The organism is Achromobacter sp. MYb9 (assembly GCF_002975275.1).
Taxonomy (GTDB): domain Bacteria; phylum Pseudomonadota; class Gammaproteobacteria; order Burkholderiales; family Burkholderiaceae_B; genus Achromobacter.
The window spans coordinates 1-15699 of sequence record NZ_PCOQ01000003.1 but is presented as its reverse complement, the minus strand read 5'-3'; the positions used below and the strand labels follow the sequence as shown (position 1 = coordinate 15699).

Genomic DNA, 15699 nt, shown 5'->3' with positions numbered 1-15699 from the left:
AGCGTTCTGTCTACGGTAATCCGACGGCCGCGCACCAGGTGGTCTTCAGCATGCTGAGGCTGGGAAATGCTGCCAACCTACTCCAACGTTCATAACACTCTCTAAATATCGGCGACATCGCGCAGCCGTACGCCGGAGAAGTTGGCCGCACACAATGCATCAAACATCGCGCGGTCGCAGATGGGAGGTGCTCCCATGCGATCCTGGCGGAAGATATGGGCATCTCCCACAACATCCTGTTTGAACACCAAGCTGGCCCCGCCGACGAGGCTATAAAGCTTCTCGTCCTCGCCGGTCTGATAATTGCGGTCGAGCTTGATCCTCACGCGAGAGGAGGCTTCATCCAGGGCATCGAGTCTGCGCAGCACATTGCCTAGGTAGTACTGAGGACCGGGGCTGCCGTCAGCAAGGCTGAAGTCGCATGCCACAAACGCAAACGCCTCGGCGTCCAACTGCTCAAACAATTGCTTCAACGGCTCCGACACAATCCATATGCCAGCGAGCTCTTCCAGATCGCGTGGCATTCCGCCCTTCTCCGGCACATGAACCAGGTGGGGACGCTCCGGATACTGATTTGGCATTCCGTTAGGACGCGAGACGACATTCATCCCCGGATGGATCAGCTTCTCTTCGTTGGCGATTTCTATGCCGGGGACCCTGCCGTTTTCCAAGAAGCTGGCGTCGATCAGGAAAAATTCGCCCTTATGAGACGCGGCTTCGGCTGAAACTTCAATGGCGGTCGGTTCGGTCACGGCGGCTTCCATCTTGGATGCGGGGGGCAGAACGGGAATGCAGTTGAGCCGATGCTAGCGGGGCGAAACTGATACCCATGTTGTTGATTGCAAGAAAGGTATTGTGCTGCTACCGCGCCGTTGGGTGGTCGAGCGCAGTTTCGGTTAGACAATCGCTTCAGGCGTTTGACGCGGGGCTACGAACGCTCCAGGCCACGCCAACTTCAATGAACCAATTCTCAGGTTGAATGAATTTCATCAGCGACGTTAATGAACGATCATCCGAGAAGATTGTGATGGAGCCGCCGCTTTAGTTGATAAAGGCACAGGCGTCAGCTTAGATCTGGTAAAAACTGAGCCGGGTATTGGAATAAGAATACCTCTGATGCTCCTGCGACAAGATCACAAGACCAGAGACGTGCATTAGCTCGGTTAAGCTGATTTTACGTGTCACGAGGGAGATGTGTTGTGCTGTATGCAAGACATCATCGACATACAACTTGAGAAGATAGGATCATGACCCTGCCGCATTCAACACGCCCACCCGCTTACGCACTGAAGATACGGTATACACCTGCGATGAAGCTTCTCTTTGCGTTGGGCCTTGCAACGCTATGGACTGGCGCCCAAGCCGCTAGTTTTGATTGCAACAAGGCCGTGGGCACTACGGAAAGGTTGATCTGTAGCGATGCCGAGACATCCGCGCTGGATGGAAAATTGCAAGGCGCCTATGAAACAGCACTAGCCGCAACTGATGCCTATGGCAAGAAAGAGTTGGCTAAAGAACAGCGCAACTGGATTAAATACGCTCGTGGCATTTGTCAAGACAGCGCCTGCCTGCAGCAAGCATACACAACCCGCATCGCCATGCTGGCGCGTAATGAGGAACATATTGCCAATGGCGAGGTGTACTCAGACTGCAAGCTGCCGGGCAACCGAACCGTCAGTGGCGAATGCGTTAATGTTGTGCCGATTCGTGATCCCAACTCCCGTGTTGAATCGTTCAACCAATCGTTGGCGCATCAGAAGCAAAACGGCCGAATCATCGGTTGTAGCCGGCTGATTGATCTACCGGTTGGCGTCGCTGGGAGTAATCACAGTTTTGGCGGCTCCTGCGTATTGCAGGAAGGTACGCAGCGCAAGAACGTGAGGATCTGCAACGACGATATGTTCGGGCATTTCCAAGTAGAGCCGTCCACGCCGCAGGATGCCTCAGACAAGCGCTTGGTCGACTTTACTTACGCGCAATGCTATGGCGGTTGATGGTAAGCGCCCGGGCTTATTCCCAAGAGCCCTTTCCCGTCTTAACGCGCCGGCGCTCGGTGCGCCGCTCTACGAGTTCGGGCCCCAGGTGGCCGACATGAAGCGGCGCGCGCTGGCCGCGCTACAGGCGATGGCTATGGTGGCGCCGGCGACGACGCCGCCGCAAGGCGACGACCTGTTTTGAGGCATGGGCACCTGCCCTCCTGGTATTGCCCGACGATCAGCGTTCCACCGGCCTTGGCGGCCGGCCTTTCCTGCGCCCGCGCGGCCGCGCCGAGGGCCAGGCCCGCGGTCGCCAACGCTGCCACCAGCATTCCCACGGCCACGCCGCGCGTGCGGCGACGGCGCAATGCCGGCGCCTGCCCTTTTTCCAACCCTTGCTGCACTACTGCCCCCATGAGGCTTGCTCCTGACCAGACAAATCAGGCTGCATGGTAGGGAGGCCTCACGGTTGCGCGAACAATCAAATGCGCATGAGGGCTGCGCAAGCGCCATGCCTGCCCAGGTGTCAGCATCCCAGTGAGCAGCCTACGTGGGCCGGTCACCCCAGCGCATATTGATAGGAGATTTTCTTCGTTTGTCGTCGCACTGTGCCTCCCTAGAATCCTTGGTAAGCCGATGTGCATGCATCGGTGAGCCGCCCAGACTCACCCAAACAGGCCGCGATGGACACCTCCCGACTCACCGTGAACGAAGACGCCGCGCTCAGCAGCGGCGACGAAGCCTATCAGCGGATCCGGCGCGACGTCATCTCCTGCCGTCTTTCGCCGGGCGCCATCGTGACCGAACCTGCGCTGATGGCGGCCTATGACATCCGCAAGACCAGTCTGCGCATCGCGCTGACCCGGCTGACGCAAGAGGGCTTCGTGCGGTCGCGCCCGCGCAAGGGCTATCAGATCGCGCCGATCACGCTGCGCGACGTCGAAGAAGTCTTCACGCTACGCGCTCAGCTCGAGCCGCTGGCCGCGCGCCTGGCCGTGGGCCGGGTGGACCTGGACCGGCTGCGCGACCTCGAGGCGGCCTGCCGTGTTCAGCATCCGGTATTGCAGCTGAACGATCAGATCGATGTGTTCATGGACGCCAACAAGGCGTTCCATCTGGCCATTGCCGCCGCCTGCGGCAACGCGCGCCTGCATCACACGCTGGCCGGCCTGATGGACGAGATGTCGCGCCTGGTCGCCCTCGGCTTTGGCGTGCAGAAGACCAAGCCGGAGATCAAGCACGACCACAACGCCATGATCGCTGCGTTCGAGGAAGGCGACGCGCGGCGCGTGGAGCTCATCGCCCGCCGTCACATCGAGACCTTCCAGGCCATGACGCTGGAGAAGCTCTACGCCAGCCTGGCCGAAACCGGCGCGGCCATCCCGGTGACCGGTCCGGGGAGTTGGCGATGACGCAAGCCTGCCTCATGCCCGCCCTGCGCGTCGCGGGCCTGTCCAAGCACTTCGGCACGCTGGAAGTGCTGCGCGACATCGCCTTCGACGTGGCCCCGGGCGAGATCGTGGCGCTGCTCGGTGCGTCGGGCTGCGGGAAAAGCACGCTGCTCGATCTGATCGCGGGCCTGCAATCTCCCGGCAAGGGTGAGATCACGCTGGCCGGCGAGCCCGCTGCCGACTTTCACCGCCACAGCCGGCTCGGCTATCTTTTCCAGGAAGACCGGCTGCTGCCCTGGCGCACGGTGCGCGACAACGTCGCACTCGGCCTGGAACCCGATGCGCTTCCACGCCAGGAGCGGCGCCGCCGCGCCAACGCAGCGCTCAAGGCCGTGGGCCTGTCGGACTTTGGCGACGCCTGGCCCCACGCATTGTCCGGCGGCATGCGCAGCCGCGCCGCGCTCGCGCGCACGCTGGTGATCGGTCCGGACCTGCTCTTGATGGACGAGCCCTTCTCCAAGCTTGACCCCCAGACCCGCACCCAGATGCACGAGGAACTGATGCGCATCCAGAGCGGCAGCGGCAACACCATTCTCTTCGTCACGCACGACGTCGAAGAGGCCGTCGTACTGGCGGACCGCGTCGTGCTGCTCAAGCCGCGGCCCGGAAGGATCCGCGAAATCGTGCCGATCGAACTGCCGCGTCCGCGCGCCCCCACCGATCCCGACGTCAGCGAAACCACGCGGCGCCTGCGCCTGAAAGTCCAGCAATGACTCGAACCACCCTCACGAACCCCGCCCCCGTACCCCGCGCGGGTCCGCCCGCGTGGACCGGCCTCGTACTGACGCGCGTGCTGCTCGCCCTCGCTTTCCTGGCGCTGTGGGTGTTTGCCGCCTCGCGCATGCCGACCTTCGTTCTACCGGGGCCGGCAAAGGTCTGGAACGCCCTCGTCGCGCTCACCCAGACGCCCAACTTTTTGCACGATGTCGGCATGACGACATACCGCGTGGCCGCGGGATTCCTGCTCGCCACGCTGGTCGGCACGCCGCTCGGCCTGGCCCTGGGCTCGAGCCGGGCGCTCGCCCAGGTCTTCGAGCCGCTGCTCGCCGTCATGAACACGGTCTCGTCCGCGATCTGGGCGGTGTTCGCGATCATATGGTTCGGTATCTCGAACGCCACGACGATCTTCGTGGTCTTCATGACCGCGATGCCGCTCATCCTGACCAACGTCTGGCAGGGCGCGCGCAATGTCGACAAGCAGTGGATAGACCTCGCACGCAGCCTGCGTTTTTCCCGCGCGCGCATCCTGTTTCGCATCCACCTTCCTTCCATCCTGCCCTACTTCTTCTCGGGCGCGCGCCTCGCGTTCGGCTTTGGCTGGCGCGTCTCGCTGGTTGCCGAAACCCTGGGCTCTTCGGACGGCATCGGCTACCGGCTGCGCCAGGCGGCCGATCTAGTGCAGACCGACCAGGTCTTCGCCTGGACCCTGCTCCTCGTCGCGCTGATGCTGGCGCTTGAGGGCGGCATCCTCAAACCGCTGGAACGCCATTTGTTCCGCTGGAAACCTCTCTGAAGCAACGGAGTCTCCCATGCAAGTGAAACCCTTCCTGCGCGCTGCCGCGGCCGCGCTCGCCTTCGCCGCCACCCTCGGACCGGCCGTGTCCCACGCCGCCGACAAGGTCCGAATCGGCTACTGGAGCAGCGGCGTGAGCCTCGGTTACGGCTCGGTGCTCGAGGCCACGGACTTCCTCAAGCAGCAAGGTCTGGACGTGCAGTTCGTGCGCTTCCCCGACGTGAATGCGCCGCTGCGTGCGCTGGCCTCGAACTCCATCGACCTGGCCTTCGGCGCCCCCGCCGCCGGCGTGTTCAGCAGCGCCGCCGAAGGCGTGCCGATCAAGGTGTTCGCCGCCACCCAGCCGGCCGACGTGCAGTTCGTCGTGCCCGAAGGCTCGCCGATCAAGAGCCTGGACCAGTTCCGCGGCAAGAAGATCGGCATGTCGCCCGCCGGTAGCTCGGTGGCCGTCATCGCGGGGGCGGTGCTGGCCGGCAACCATGGCATTGGCGCGAACGACTTCTCGCTCGTAGGCGGCAACGAATCGCGGCTCGCGCAGTTCCTCGCGCAGAAGCAGGTGGACGGCGCCGCGCTGCGCTCGGTCACGGTGGCCCAGCTCAAGGAACTCAAGGTCACCAAGTTGGGATCGTTCGCCCAGGAATGGCAGCGCCTGACCGGCGCGAGCTCGGTGCCTTACATCGGCATCGGCGCGGTGCGCGCCGAGTTCGTGGCTGAACACCCCGAGGCCGTGGCCCGCGTGATCGCCGGACTGCGCAACACCCTGGCCTGGGGCGACACGCATCGCGATGAGGTCGTGGCCATCCTGCGGAAGTCCGCGAACCTCCCGGAAGAAGACGCGCGCATCTACGCGGCCCAGTGGAACGACATGAACCGCGTGGCCTTCGAGCCGGCCGATCTCCAGACGCTCAAGCGTCAGCACGAGGTGTTCGCCGCCGGCGGCCTCATCAAGGGCAGCCTGCCCGCCGACCTCTTCGTGACCGGCCCCTACGAAGCCGCCAAGAAACTCAAGTAACCCGCGGGGGCGAGCCCCCGCCTTCCCGAACCTCAAGAACGACAGGAATCCCGATGAGCAAGACCATGAAAGCCCTACTGCTGACCGAACACGGCGGCCTCGACCAACTCCGCGTCGTGACCGACAAGGCCATACCCGCCCCCACCGAAGGTCACGTCGTCATCCGCGTGCGCGCCTCTTCCTTCAATTACCACGATGTGTTCACCGTGCAGGGCATGCCGGGCATCAAGGTGCCGCTGCCCGTGGTGATCGGCCTGGACCTCGCCGGCGAAGTCAGTGAAGTCGGCCCCGGCGTGAGCGGCTGGAAGGCCGGCGACCGCGTGCTCGTCAACCCGCTGAACCGCGCGCGCGGCCTGATGGGCGAAATGCTCGACGGCGGCATGGCGGAGTACTGCCTGGTGTCGCAGGAACAGCTGATCGCATTGCCCGATGCGGTGAGCTTCGACGACGCGGCCGCGCTGCCGGTTGCCTACGGCACGGCACACCGCATGCTGATCACGCATCAGACCGTGCGCGCCGGCGACCGCGTGCTGATCCTGGGAGCCAGCGGCGGCGTGGGCACCGCCAGTGTGATCCTCGCCAAGCTGCTTGGCGCCGAGGTCATCGCCTGCGCCGGCACCGACGCCAAGGCCGAGGCCCTGAAGGCGCTTGGCGCCGATCACGTCATCAACTATCGCGAGACGGACTTCTCCAAGTGGGCCATCGCGCAGTACGGCAAGCCGCAGCGCCGCACCAACGAAGGCGGCGTGGACGTGGTGGTGAACTTCACCGGCGGCGACACCTGGGTGCCGTCGCTCAAGTGCCTCAAGCGCGGCGGCACCTTGCTCGTATGCGGCGCGACGGCGGGCCACGATCCCAAGGAAGACTTGCGCTACGTATGGAGCTTCGAGCTCAACATCAAGGGCTCCAACAGCTTCTACGACGACAACCTCAAGGCCCTGCTGGACCTGGTGGCCGAAGGCCGCATTTCCCCGCTCATCGACCGGCGCCTGCCGCTCGAGCAGGCCGCCGACGGCCTCGCGCTGATCCGCGACCGCGAGGTCCTGGGCAAAGTCATCGTCAATCCGTGAATCCAAGGAGTTCCATCATGAGCGAAACCCCAACCCTGCCCACCGCCGCCGACATTCAGGCACGCCTGCTGCGCGGCCCTTACCATCAATGGCTCGGCCTTGAAGTCCAGGCCGTGCGCGAAGGTGAGGTCGAACTCACCGCGCGCTGGCGCGAAGAATGGGTCGTGAACGCCGAAAAGCGCTACACGCATGGCGGCATCCTCGCCGCGCTGGTCGACCTCACGGCCGACTGGGCGCTCGTGTCGCAGACAGGCCGGGGCGTGCCCACCATTGACCTGCGCGTGGACTATCACCGTCCCGCCGGCCCTGGCGACCTGCGCGCCCATGGCAAGGTGATCAAGTTCGGTGGCCAGATCTCGGTGGCGGAAGCCCAGGTGTTCGATGCCGACGGCAAGCTCGTGGCCAGCGGCCGCGGCGTCTACGCCACGCCGCGTGCGTAAACAGGAGCCGGCATGACCGCACTGGACATCGCCCGCGTTGACCTGCGCAACCTCGGCGAGCTCTCCGGCCCGATCGGGCAGGCGGACGGCAGCGACATCGCGCTGATCGGCCTGGACGACACGGGCGGCGCGCTGGCCGTCAGTCGCAACGAGTTCGCGGCCATGGCCGAGGGCGTGGCCCAGGGCCTGCGCGGACGCGGCTATGCGCCGGGAGAGCGGATCGCCGTGCTGGCCGCCAATTCCCCCCGCTATCTCGCTGTCCTGTGCGGCATCATGCGCGCCGGCCTCGTCGCGGTGCCGGTGAACTTCAAGTTTCCCCCGGCGATGATCGCCTACGTGCTCGCCGACAGCGGCGCGCGCCTCGTGTTTCACGATGCCGCGCGCGCCCCGGTCCTGCCCGAGGGCGTGGCCGGCGTCGCGCTCGACGGCGACGACTGGGAGGCGTTTCTCGCGCCCGGCGGCCAGCCGGCGTGGCAACCCCAGGCGGATGACGTCGCCCTGATGCTGTACACCTCCGGCTCCACGGGCAAGCCCAAGGGTGTGCGGCTGTCGCACGCCGGCCAGCGCTGGACCGTGCGCACGCGCCAGGCGGCCACGCCGCTCGATCGCGAGCGCACCCTGATCGCCGCGCCGCTCTATCACATGAATGCGCTCGCGCTCGCATTCCTGGCGCTCGCCTGCCGCGCCACCGCGGTCCTCCTGCCGCAGTTCGACGCTCGCCTGTACATCGAGGCGATCTCCCGCTGGCGCGCCACCTGGCTCACCGCGGTGCCGCCCATGATCGCGATGATGCTGCGCGAGCATGCGCTGCTGGCGGCCACGGATCTCTCATCGGTACGCGCGATCCGTATGGGCTCCGCCCCGGTGAGCGCGAGCCTGCTCGCCCTGATTCGCGCGTTGTTCCCGAATGCCCGCGTCATCAACGCCTATGGCACCACGGAGGGCGGCCCGGTCGTGTTCGGGCCGCACCCCGAGGGGATCCCCACCCCGCCGCTGTCGGTCGGCTATCCGCATCCGGCCGTGGATGTGCGGCTCACGCGCGGGCCGGAAGAGGCCGAGAACACCGGCATGCTCGAACTGCGCAGTCCGGGCCTGATGCTGGGCTATCACGCGCGGCCCGACCTGCCCTCGCCGATCACCTCCGATGGCTACTACCGCACGGGCGACGTCTTCAGCCGCGACGCGCAGGGTTTCTACACTTTCGTGGGCCGGCGCGACGACATGTTCGTCTGCGGCGGCGAGAACATCTTCCCCGGCGAGGTCGAACGCATGCTCGAGGGCCACCCCGACGTGCAGCAGGCCTGCGTCGTGCCGGTCGAGGACGACATCAAGGGCGCCAAGCCGGTTGCCTATGTCGTCCTGCGCGAAGGCGCCCGTGCCGATGCCGGCGCCCTGAAGCAATACGCACTGACACACGCCCCGGCGTATCAGCATCCCCGCCATATCTGGTTCCTGCCGACATTGCCCCTGGCCGGCACGAACAAGATCGATCGGGCCGCATTGCTGCGCGACGCCGCGGCGCGCGTCGCTGCCCCCGCCGCGCACTGACGCGCCCCCCCGAACAAGACACACACAGGATTCTCCCCATGCCTCATTCCACGCAACACCGCCTCCACGCGGTTCCCCGCCACGCCCGTCTGGCCGCGGCGCTGGCCCTGTCGTGCGCGGGCCTGTCCGCGCAGGCGGCCGACGAATTCACGGTGGCGCTGGCCATCCCGCCCGCGGTGCACGATGGCGCGCCCTACGCGGCCGCCGAAGCGCTGGGCTTCTTCAAGGAAGAGAACCTGGAGGTCAAGACCATCGTGTTCCAGGGCGCCGGCGCCCTGCTTCCGCAGGTCGCGAACAAGCGGGTGACGGTCGGTTACCCGACCTCGGAGCCGGTCATATCCAGCACCTTCGGCGGCAAGGATCCCCTGCCGCTCAAGTACTTCTATAACGGCGTGCCGGCCACGACCATGGAGTTCGCCGTGCTCGCGGACGGTCCCATCAAGACACTCGCCGACCTGCGCAACAAGAAGATCGGCGTGGGCGCGCTCACCTGGGGCACGATCCCCGGAGGACGCGCCGCGCTGCGCACGGCCGGCCTGACTCCCGGCAAGGACGTCGAGTTCGTGGCCGTGGGTGCCCTGGCTGCCGGCTTCCACGCGCTGCGCAACCATCAGGTCGACGCACTGAACTTCAACAGCAGCTGGAACGACATGCTGGAGATGTCGGGCACGCCGATCCGCCGCGTCGCGTACCCGGCCGTGTTCGGGGAAACGGCGGGCAACGGCTTCATCGCGCACCTGGACACGCTACGGGACAACCCGCAACTACTGGAACGCTTCGCGCGCGCCTACACAAAAGGCCAGATCGCCTGCGAGGCCAATCCGACGTTCTGCGTGCGCGCGTTCTGGAAAGCCAATCCGCAGGCCAAGCCGGAGGGCGACGAAGCCCGCGCGCTCAAGGACGCGACCACGCTCCTCTCCCGCCGCCTGCGGCGCGTGCTGTACACGCCCGCGGGCGCTCCCCGCGTGCCAGGTCAGTACGATCTCGCCGCGATCCGAGCCGGCATCAAGGCGATGGCCGACGCGGGCGAATATCCGAGCGCGGACGTGCCTATCGACAAACTCTTCACCAACGATCTGCTGCCCCGCATCAACGCGTTCGACGCCGATGCCGTGCGCGCCAAGGCAAAGGCCCAGCCATGAGCCGCGAGCTGGCGAGCGGCGCCCCCGCGGCGCCCACCCTGCGCGTCACTCCCGAGGACGCCCTGATCGACGTGCCGCGGACCATCGTGGCCCGTGGCCTGCCGGCCGGCCCGGCGCGCCTGGAGGCCCGCATGAGGCATCCGGACGGCAGCCTGTGGCAAGCGGCCGCCGAATTCGAGGTCGGCGCCAACGGCGTGCTGGACCTGGATGCCCAGGCGCCGCGCGCCGGTGACTGGACGGTGCCGGACGCCATGGCCGTGGCGTGGGCGCTGCGGCGGGTGGAGGCGCCCACGGCGCCGCAGCACAGCGACGCGACAACGGCGGTCACGCTCGCGTTGACGCTGCGCGCCGGCCCGATATCCTTGCAGGCGCAATTGGTACAGCGCTTCGAGGCGGATGGCGTCACACAGATCGAGCTGGGCGGCGGCCTGTCCGGCACCCGCTACGTGCCCGCCAGCCCCGGACCGCACCCGGTGATCGTCGTGTTCAACGGATCAGGCGGCGGCGTGGCCCGTCAACGTGCGGCCCTGTACGCCGCGCACGGCTACGAGGCCATTGCGCTCGGCTACTTCAAATCCCCAGGCCGTCCGGATCACATCTCCGACACCCCGCTGGAGTACTTCGAAACGGCGCTGCGCTGGGTCCATGCCCACCTGAAACCCGCCAGGGGTTTCTTGGCGCTGACCGGCCAGTCGCGCGGCGGGGAGCTGTCGTTGCTGCTCGGCGCGCGGTTCCCAGATCTTGTCTCCGCGGTCATCGCCTACGTGCCGAGCTCGGTGGTGCACGGCACGCTGCGGGCCGGCCGTCCCGGCCAGCTCCCGGGCGAGCCCGCCTGGACCTGGCGCGGCGAACCGCTGCGCAGTGTGTGGGACAGCAATCCCCAAGCGGACTGGGCAGCGTTCGAAGCCCGCGACGCCGGCACCGCGCCCGTGCGGCAGGCGCCCGCGTTCGTGAGCGCTCACCGCGATGCGACTAGCGTCGCGGCCGCGCGCATCCCCGTCGAGCGCATCGCCGGCCCCGTGATGCTGGTGTCGGGCACGGACGACGGCTTCTGGCCCTCGTCCGCCTATGCCGAGGAGATCGCCCAGACCCTCTACCGCCATGAACACCGCTGGCCGGTCGAGCACGTCCGGTGTGTGGGCGCGGGCCACGCGCTGGGCGTGCCGCACGTGCCCGCCACGCTCATCGCGAAACCGCACCCGGTGGCCGGCATCGTCCTCGACGGCGGCGGAACGGCGCTGGCCAATGCCCAGGCCAGCCGTGCCGCCTGGGCCGCCGTGCAACGCTTTCTGCGCGAGGCCGCCGCATGACGCAGGACCTCAAGCTGGAGGGTGTGAGCCTCTCCTACCGCACCCGCCGTGGCACCCTCGACGCGCTGGGTCCCATCGACCTGACGCTTGCCGAGGGCGAGTTCGTGGCGGTGCTGGGACCGTCCGGATGCGGCAAGTCGACGCTGGCCAAGCTCGCGGCGGGGCTGATCCGGCCCACCGCCGGCCAGCTCACGCTGGCGGGCGAAGAGATCGCCGGCCCCAGCCGCCGCACCGGGGTGGTGTTCCAGAAGCCCAACCTGCTGCCCTGGCGCACGGTGGCGCAGAACGTGCTGCTGCCCGCGGCCACGCTTGGGCTGCCGGCACAAGCGGCGCGCGTGCGCGCCCAGGAACTGCTGACGCTCGTTGGCCTGGAACGCTACGCCGCGAACTATCCGCACGAGTTGTCCGGCGGCATGCAGCAGCGCGTGGGTATCGCCCGCATGCTGCTGGCCGACCCGGCCCTGCTCCTGATGGACGAGCCCTTCGCCGCACTGGACGCGCTCACGCGCGAGGCATTGACGCTCGAGCTGCAGCGGATCTGGAGCCAGCAGCGCAAATCGGTGCTTTTCATCACCCACAGCATCCCCGAAGCCGTCTTCCTGGCCGACCGCATCCTGGTGTTGTCGCCCCGCCCCGGACGCATCGTGGAAGACTACCGGCCCGGTCTCACCCGTCCCCGGACGCCCGACACCCTAGGTCACGCCGACTTCAACACCGCCTGCCATCACCTGCGCCGCCACTTCACGAGCCATGCCTGATACCTCCGCTTCCGCCTCCCGGCCGGCGCGGGCCCCGCGCCTGCCCGCCCCGATCTACCCCCTCATCAGCCTCGCGGTCCTGATCGGCCTCTGGCACGCAGCGATCGAGATCTTCGCCATCCCGGACTATCTGCTGCCCCGGCCTGGCGCCGTGTTCGACGCCCTGGCGCAAGGGTTTGCCACCGGCTCCCTCTGGCCGCACATCGGCGCCACCCTTGCCGAGGCCGTCAGCGGCTATGCCCTCGGATGCGGCCTGGCGATCGTGTTCGGCGCGTTGCTGGCCGAATCGCGCACCTTCGAGCGCTTCTGCTATCCGGTATTCCTGGGCTTGCAGGCAATGCCGAAGGTGGCGTTGGGTCCTATCATCCTCGTGTGGTTCGGTTTCGGCATGGCGTCGAAGGTCGTGCTGGTCGCGCTCGTCTGCTTCTTTCCGCTGTTCGTGAACACGGTCAATGGCATCAAGCGTACCGATCCGGAATTGCTGGACGCCTGCCGCGCCTTCTGCGCCAGCCGCCGCTACCTCCTCCTGCACGTGAAGCTTCCCGCCGCCGCTGGCGACATCTTTTCCGGGCTGCAGATCGGCGTCTCTCTCGCCCTGATCGGCGCCGTGGTCGGCGAATTCCTCTCGGCGCAGCGCGGCCTGGGCTATCTCATCGCCTCGGCGTCGGTCAGCATGAGCCTGGCCACCATGTTCGCCGGCGTGGCGCTGCTTGCCGCCATCGGGCTCACCGGCTCGCTGTTCATGCGCCGGCTGCATCGCCGAGTGGTGTTCTGGGAAGGGACCGCGCGCGGCGAACAATCCTGAGGCCCCTGAACTTCGACATCAGTTTTCAGTGCAAACCAACACCAGGCACGATCACTTCTTCCCGGTTTCAGAACCTGGGGTGAGATCAGAAGCTGGGTTTGCGCGTCTGTGAGTTATCCATGAACTGGATGCGTGCATTGGTCGGCGCGGGGTCGTACAGCTTGAGGCTGACGCCCGAGTAGTTCAGCACGGCCTGCGACATGTCGCTCGAGCAGCCCATGCCTGGATTGGAGCTGGGCTTTTCGCACCACTGCATGGGCAGCGTGCTGGGGAAGTTGGACTGCTTGCCGTACTTCTGCAGCGCGGCCTCGGCCATGGCGTCGCGGTTGGCAGGGCTCCAGGGCAGTTCATAGTTGATCTGCGACACCACCAGCGGGCGATTCTTGTCGACCGGCAGGCGCGGCTCGAAGTGCACGGACAGCTCGACACCGTCTTTGCTGTAGCTGAAGTTCATCGGCATCTTGGTGCCGGTGACTACGTTGTTGGTCGCGTAGCCGGTGCGGATCTGGTTCTTGGCAACGTTGAAGTTCTTGGCCGCCGCGGCCAGGGCTTCGTCGTAGTCCATGCCGGGCTTGACGCCAGCAATGTCGAAGGCGCGCGCGTCAACCGAGCGTTGCGATGCCGCGTGGGCAGGTGCGAAGGCCAGGGCGCTGAGGGCGGAAATCAGGAGTGCAGCTTTCAACTTCAAAACAATATCCTCTGTGTGAGAGGCGGGGATTATCCGTTTTTCGTTCTGAGCCGTGCCGCGTAAGTGCAAGCAAGTTTTGCGATTCAAGCCAGAATGTGGCGGCGTAGGTGCAAATCTATGAAACATGCGAGGAGTGCCTGTACACGGTCTGGACAGCAAATGGTTGCAGGCGTTGATGCTGCTGCCCCCGCTTGACGGTCCACAGCACCAGACCAGTCCCGATCACGGCACAGCCGAGCAGCCCCGAAATCACATACAGCCAGCGGAGCCACCAATCGGCGAAAAGCCCTTCGTGCAACGCGAATAACGTACTGCGCACGCGCATCGTCGCCGGAGCGGCCTCGGGCAGCGGCAATCGCTCGCCGTCGATGGCGCTGAAGCGCGCAGCCAGTTCATGCACGCTTAGCGTGGACGTGCTGGCCCTGCGCACATCAATGTATGGGGATTCACCCGCAGGGTGAATGATCTGCATCGACGCGACATGTCCCGCGCCCCATTCGGATTCCAGCCTCTGCGCAAGCGCAGGCAGCGACACGTTAGGTGCTGTGACCGGTTGATCGCTGCGCGCCGGCCCCCGCAGTTCTTTCGCGAATTCCTGACGCTGAGCGGCCGACGTGCCATACAGCGCGTCGCGCGCCGCAGGCAGGTAGGTCACGGCGAAGAAGACCAGCCCGGTGTAGATGATCATCAAGAAAAACGGCAAGGACAAGACGCTGACGACGTTATGCGCGTCTAGCCATGAACGCTGCCCCTTGCCTGGCCGAAACGTGAAGAAGTCGCTGAAGATTTTCTTGTGCGTGATGACGCCGGTGACGACAGCAAGCCAACAGACGCGGGCTTGGACTTTGCCTCGGCGAACAGAATTGCCTCGAACTTGGACGTGCGCCGAATTTTTCAGTACCGTCGACCGTCTGATGAACTGGTTCTGACCTGGCACCCCTTTCAGGAATTCATGGTGTTCGACAAGGAGGACCTGGTGCACTTGAAGGACCGGCTGGAGGACCCGCAGCAGAGGCACGCAGTCAACACCATCATCCATCTCGCGCCCATTTGGGCTGGGGTATATAGCCAAATGCGGGCGCTCGAGGTGACGGCCTCCGCGGATGTGGCCACGGTGCGGAACTCTTCGCCGGATTCGGCGGCCGCGGTCGTCGCCAATTGCTCGACCCAATTCTTGTCGAAAGAAGATGCGTGAATTTGCGAGGCGACGCAGGCGGCCGCCGCGGCACTAGCAGGAAGCCCGCCAGGGCGCGCAGACGGGCGTTGAGTACCCGTCAGGCGCTTGACGTGGGTCCCGTTGCGTCACTCAAGTTGGGATTCTGGGAGAAAAGCGTCATCTGAATTGGGAATTTGCGATATCGGCAAGCCGCGCTGCAGCTTCGCTCTCGGCCTGGTGAGATCACTGCAGCGCCATCGAACCGGCGATCGGACACATGGTGGCTCACTTTTACTTCAGCGCCGACAGGATGCTTTTAAATAGCAAAATTCGACCACCCCGGAGGGCTTCGCGTATTACTTGCCTGCGGGGCCCAGCGCCTCTGCCCAGTTCTTTTTCATGGCAGCGATGCGGTCCACGTAGGCGGATTTCAGGCAGGCGGCGTCGGGGCAACGGTCGCGCACGGTGGTGCGCCATTGCGTCTGCTCTTTCGCTACAGGATCGCGCCATTCACCGGTTTCACCGTCACGGCCAGCGGTTTCAGCCTGAATCTTTTCGTAAAGCTCCTTCACCTGATCGTCCAGCTTGGACAGCGAAGGTTCGGCGCAGATTAGATGTTCGACATGGGTTTTCGCGGCCTTGCAGTCGAAGCCGGCGGCATGGGCGGCTTCGATCTGCAGGAAAGGAGAGCTGGCGAGGACCGCGCAGATCACAGCATGCAGGATCGCGTGTTTGCCTTGAGCGCTTTGCCGGCACCGGCCTTCCATGATGCCGGTCGGTATTGCCGCGAGAACGGGGTTGCGCACGTCCTTCACTCCTGAATAGTCTGC

The 15699-nt window shown here is 65.7% G+C and carries 17 protein-coding genes and 1 pseudogene; 14 read left to right on the top strand and 4 right to left on the bottom strand.

Annotation, left to right across the window (positions count from 1 at the left end):
• Positions 1-101: 101 nt before the first annotated feature.
• Positions 102-764 carry an imm11 family protein gene (locus CQ050_RS06530; RefSeq protein WP_105556004.1) on the bottom strand — a complete coding sequence of 221 codons (663 nt, stop codon included), beginning with the start codon at positions 762-764 and terminating at the stop codon, positions 102-104.
• A 73-nt stretch (positions 765-837) separates the two neighbouring features.
• Here CQ050_RS06530 and CQ050_RS30660 point away from each other — a divergent pair.
• The 13 genes and pseudogenes from CQ050_RS30660 to CQ050_RS06465 all read left to right on the top strand — a co-directional run.
• Positions 838-938, top strand: a pseudogene (locus CQ050_RS30660) (IS5/IS1182 family transposase); the annotation flags it as partial.
• A 309-nt stretch (positions 939-1247) separates the two neighbouring features.
• Complete coding sequence (locus CQ050_RS06525; RefSeq protein ID WP_233213831.1) at positions 1248-1994, top strand: lysozyme inhibitor LprI family protein; 747 nt, start codon at positions 1248-1250, stop codon at positions 1992-1994.
• A gap of 665 nt (positions 1995-2659) precedes the next feature.
• Positions 2660-3388 (top strand): GntR family transcriptional regulator, encoded by a 729-nt coding sequence (locus CQ050_RS06515; RefSeq protein WP_105556001.1) that lies wholly within the window; start codon positions 2660-2662, stop codon positions 3386-3388.
• Positions 3385-4140: an ABC transporter ATP-binding protein gene (locus CQ050_RS06510; RefSeq protein ID WP_199196744.1), complete on the top strand. Its 756-nt coding sequence runs from the start codon at positions 3385-3387 to the stop codon at positions 4138-4140. The genes CQ050_RS06515 and CQ050_RS06510 overlap by 4 nt, the downstream gene beginning before the upstream one ends.
• The gene (locus tag CQ050_RS06505; RefSeq protein WP_105556000.1) at positions 4137-4940 is read left to right on the top strand and encodes an ABC transporter permease; all 804 of its coding nucleotides are present in this window, start codon (positions 4137-4139) and stop codon (positions 4938-4940) included. Before CQ050_RS06510 ends, CQ050_RS06505 begins: the two co-directional genes overlap by 4 nt.
• 16 nt (positions 4941-4956) lie before the next feature.
• Positions 4957-5952, top strand: coding sequence for an ABC transporter substrate-binding protein (locus tag CQ050_RS06500; protein WP_105555999.1), 996 nt, complete (start codon positions 4957-4959; stop codon positions 5950-5952).
• Positions 5953-6017: 65 nt separating this feature from the next.
• Positions 6018-7022, top strand: a complete 1005-nt coding sequence (locus CQ050_RS06495; RefSeq protein WP_199196743.1) for a zinc-binding dehydrogenase — start codon at positions 6018-6020, stop codon at positions 7020-7022.
• 17 nt (positions 7023-7039) lie between these two features.
• Positions 7040-7462 (top strand): PaaI family thioesterase, encoded by a 423-nt coding sequence (locus CQ050_RS06490; RefSeq protein ID WP_105555997.1) that lies wholly within the window; start codon positions 7040-7042, stop codon positions 7460-7462.
• Between the two features lie 12 nt (positions 7463-7474).
• The gene (locus CQ050_RS06485) at positions 7475-9010 is read left to right on the top strand and encodes a class I adenylate-forming enzyme family protein (protein ID WP_105555996.1); all 1536 of its coding nucleotides are present in this window, start codon (positions 7475-7477) and stop codon (positions 9008-9010) included.
• Positions 9011-9048: 38 nt separating this feature from the next.
• A complete protein-coding gene (locus CQ050_RS06480) occupies positions 9049-10152 on the top strand; it encodes an ABC transporter substrate-binding protein (protein ID WP_105555995.1) in 1104 nt (367 codons plus the stop codon).
• Positions 10149-11462: an acyl-CoA thioester hydrolase/BAAT C-terminal domain-containing protein gene (locus tag CQ050_RS06475; protein ID WP_105555994.1), complete on the top strand. Its 1314-nt coding sequence runs from the start codon at positions 10149-10151 to the stop codon at positions 11460-11462. Before CQ050_RS06480 ends, CQ050_RS06475 begins: the two co-directional genes overlap by 4 nt.
• Positions 11459-12220: an ABC transporter ATP-binding protein gene (locus CQ050_RS06470; RefSeq protein ID WP_105555993.1), complete on the top strand. Its 762-nt coding sequence runs from the start codon at positions 11459-11461 to the stop codon at positions 12218-12220. Before CQ050_RS06475 ends, CQ050_RS06470 begins: the two co-directional genes overlap by 4 nt.
• The gene (locus tag CQ050_RS06465) at positions 12213-13025 is read left to right on the top strand and encodes an ABC transporter permease (protein ID WP_105555992.1); all 813 of its coding nucleotides are present in this window, start codon (positions 12213-12215) and stop codon (positions 13023-13025) included. Before CQ050_RS06470 ends, CQ050_RS06465 begins: the two co-directional genes overlap by 8 nt.
• 85 nt (positions 13026-13110) lie before the next feature.
• On the opposite strand, the gene CQ050_RS06460 is transcribed toward CQ050_RS06465, so the two are convergent.
• The gene (locus CQ050_RS06460; RefSeq protein ID WP_233213822.1) at positions 13111-13707 is read right to left on the bottom strand and encodes a hypothetical protein; all 597 of its coding nucleotides are present in this window, start codon (positions 13705-13707) and stop codon (positions 13111-13113) included.
• A 121-nt stretch (positions 13708-13828) separates the two neighbouring features.
• Entirely contained in the window at positions 13829-14500 is a 672-nt protein-coding gene (locus CQ050_RS06455; RefSeq protein WP_233213867.1) for a PepSY domain-containing protein, read from the bottom strand.
• 6 nt (positions 14501-14506) lie between these two features.
• On the opposite strand from CQ050_RS06455, the gene CQ050_RS31050 reads away from it, so the two are divergent.
• Positions 14507-14908, top strand: coding sequence for a hypothetical protein (locus CQ050_RS31050; protein WP_233213892.1), 402 nt, complete (start codon positions 14507-14509; stop codon positions 14906-14908).
• Between the two features lie 317 nt (positions 14909-15225).
• On the opposite strand, the gene CQ050_RS06450 is transcribed toward CQ050_RS31050, so the two are convergent.
• Positions 15226-15699: lysozyme inhibitor LprI family protein (locus tag CQ050_RS06450; RefSeq protein ID WP_369868258.1), on the bottom strand; the 474-nt coding region annotated here is incomplete at its 5' end.

Excerpts from the sequence above, each read along its gene's own strand:
- CQ050_RS06510 (WP_199196744.1), top strand. The coding sequence starts at position 3,385 with ATGACGCAAGCCTGCCTCATGCCCGCCCTGCGCGTCGCGGGCCTGTCC.
- CQ050_RS06515 (WP_105556001.1), top strand. The coding sequence starts at position 2,660 with ATGGACACCTCCCGACTCACCGTGAACGAAGACGCCGCGCTCAGCAGC.
- CQ050_RS06525 (WP_233213831.1), top strand. The coding sequence starts at position 1,248 with ATGACCCTGCCGCATTCAACACGCCCACCCGCTTACGCACTGAAGATA.
- CQ050_RS06490 (WP_105555997.1), top strand. The coding sequence starts at position 7,040 with ATGAGCGAAACCCCAACCCTGCCCACCGCCGCCGACATTCAGGCACGC.
- CQ050_RS06475 (WP_105555994.1), top strand. The coding sequence starts at position 10,149 with ATGAGCCGCGAGCTGGCGAGCGGCGCCCCCGCGGCGCCCACCCTGCGC.
- CQ050_RS06530 (WP_105556004.1), bottom strand. The coding sequence starts at position 764 with ATGGAAGCCGCCGTGACCGAACCGACCGCCATTGAAGTTTCAGCCGAA.
- CQ050_RS06500 (WP_105555999.1), top strand. The coding sequence starts at position 4,957 with ATGCAAGTGAAACCCTTCCTGCGCGCTGCCGCGGCCGCGCTCGCCTTC.
- CQ050_RS06480 (WP_105555995.1), top strand. The coding sequence starts at position 9,049 with ATGCCTCATTCCACGCAACACCGCCTCCACGCGGTTCCCCGCCACGCC.
- CQ050_RS06465 (WP_105555992.1), top strand. The coding sequence starts at position 12,213 with ATGCCTGATACCTCCGCTTCCGCCTCCCGGCCGGCGCGGGCCCCGCGC.
- CQ050_RS06505 (WP_105556000.1), top strand. The coding sequence starts at position 4,137 with ATGACTCGAACCACCCTCACGAACCCCGCCCCCGTACCCCGCGCGGGT.
- CQ050_RS06485 (WP_105555996.1), top strand. The coding sequence starts at position 7,475 with ATGACCGCACTGGACATCGCCCGCGTTGACCTGCGCAACCTCGGCGAG.
- CQ050_RS06495 (WP_199196743.1), top strand. The coding sequence starts at position 6,018 with ATGAAAGCCCTACTGCTGACCGAACACGGCGGCCTCGACCAACTCCGC.
- CQ050_RS06470 (WP_105555993.1), top strand. The coding sequence starts at position 11,459 with ATGACGCAGGACCTCAAGCTGGAGGGTGTGAGCCTCTCCTACCGCACC.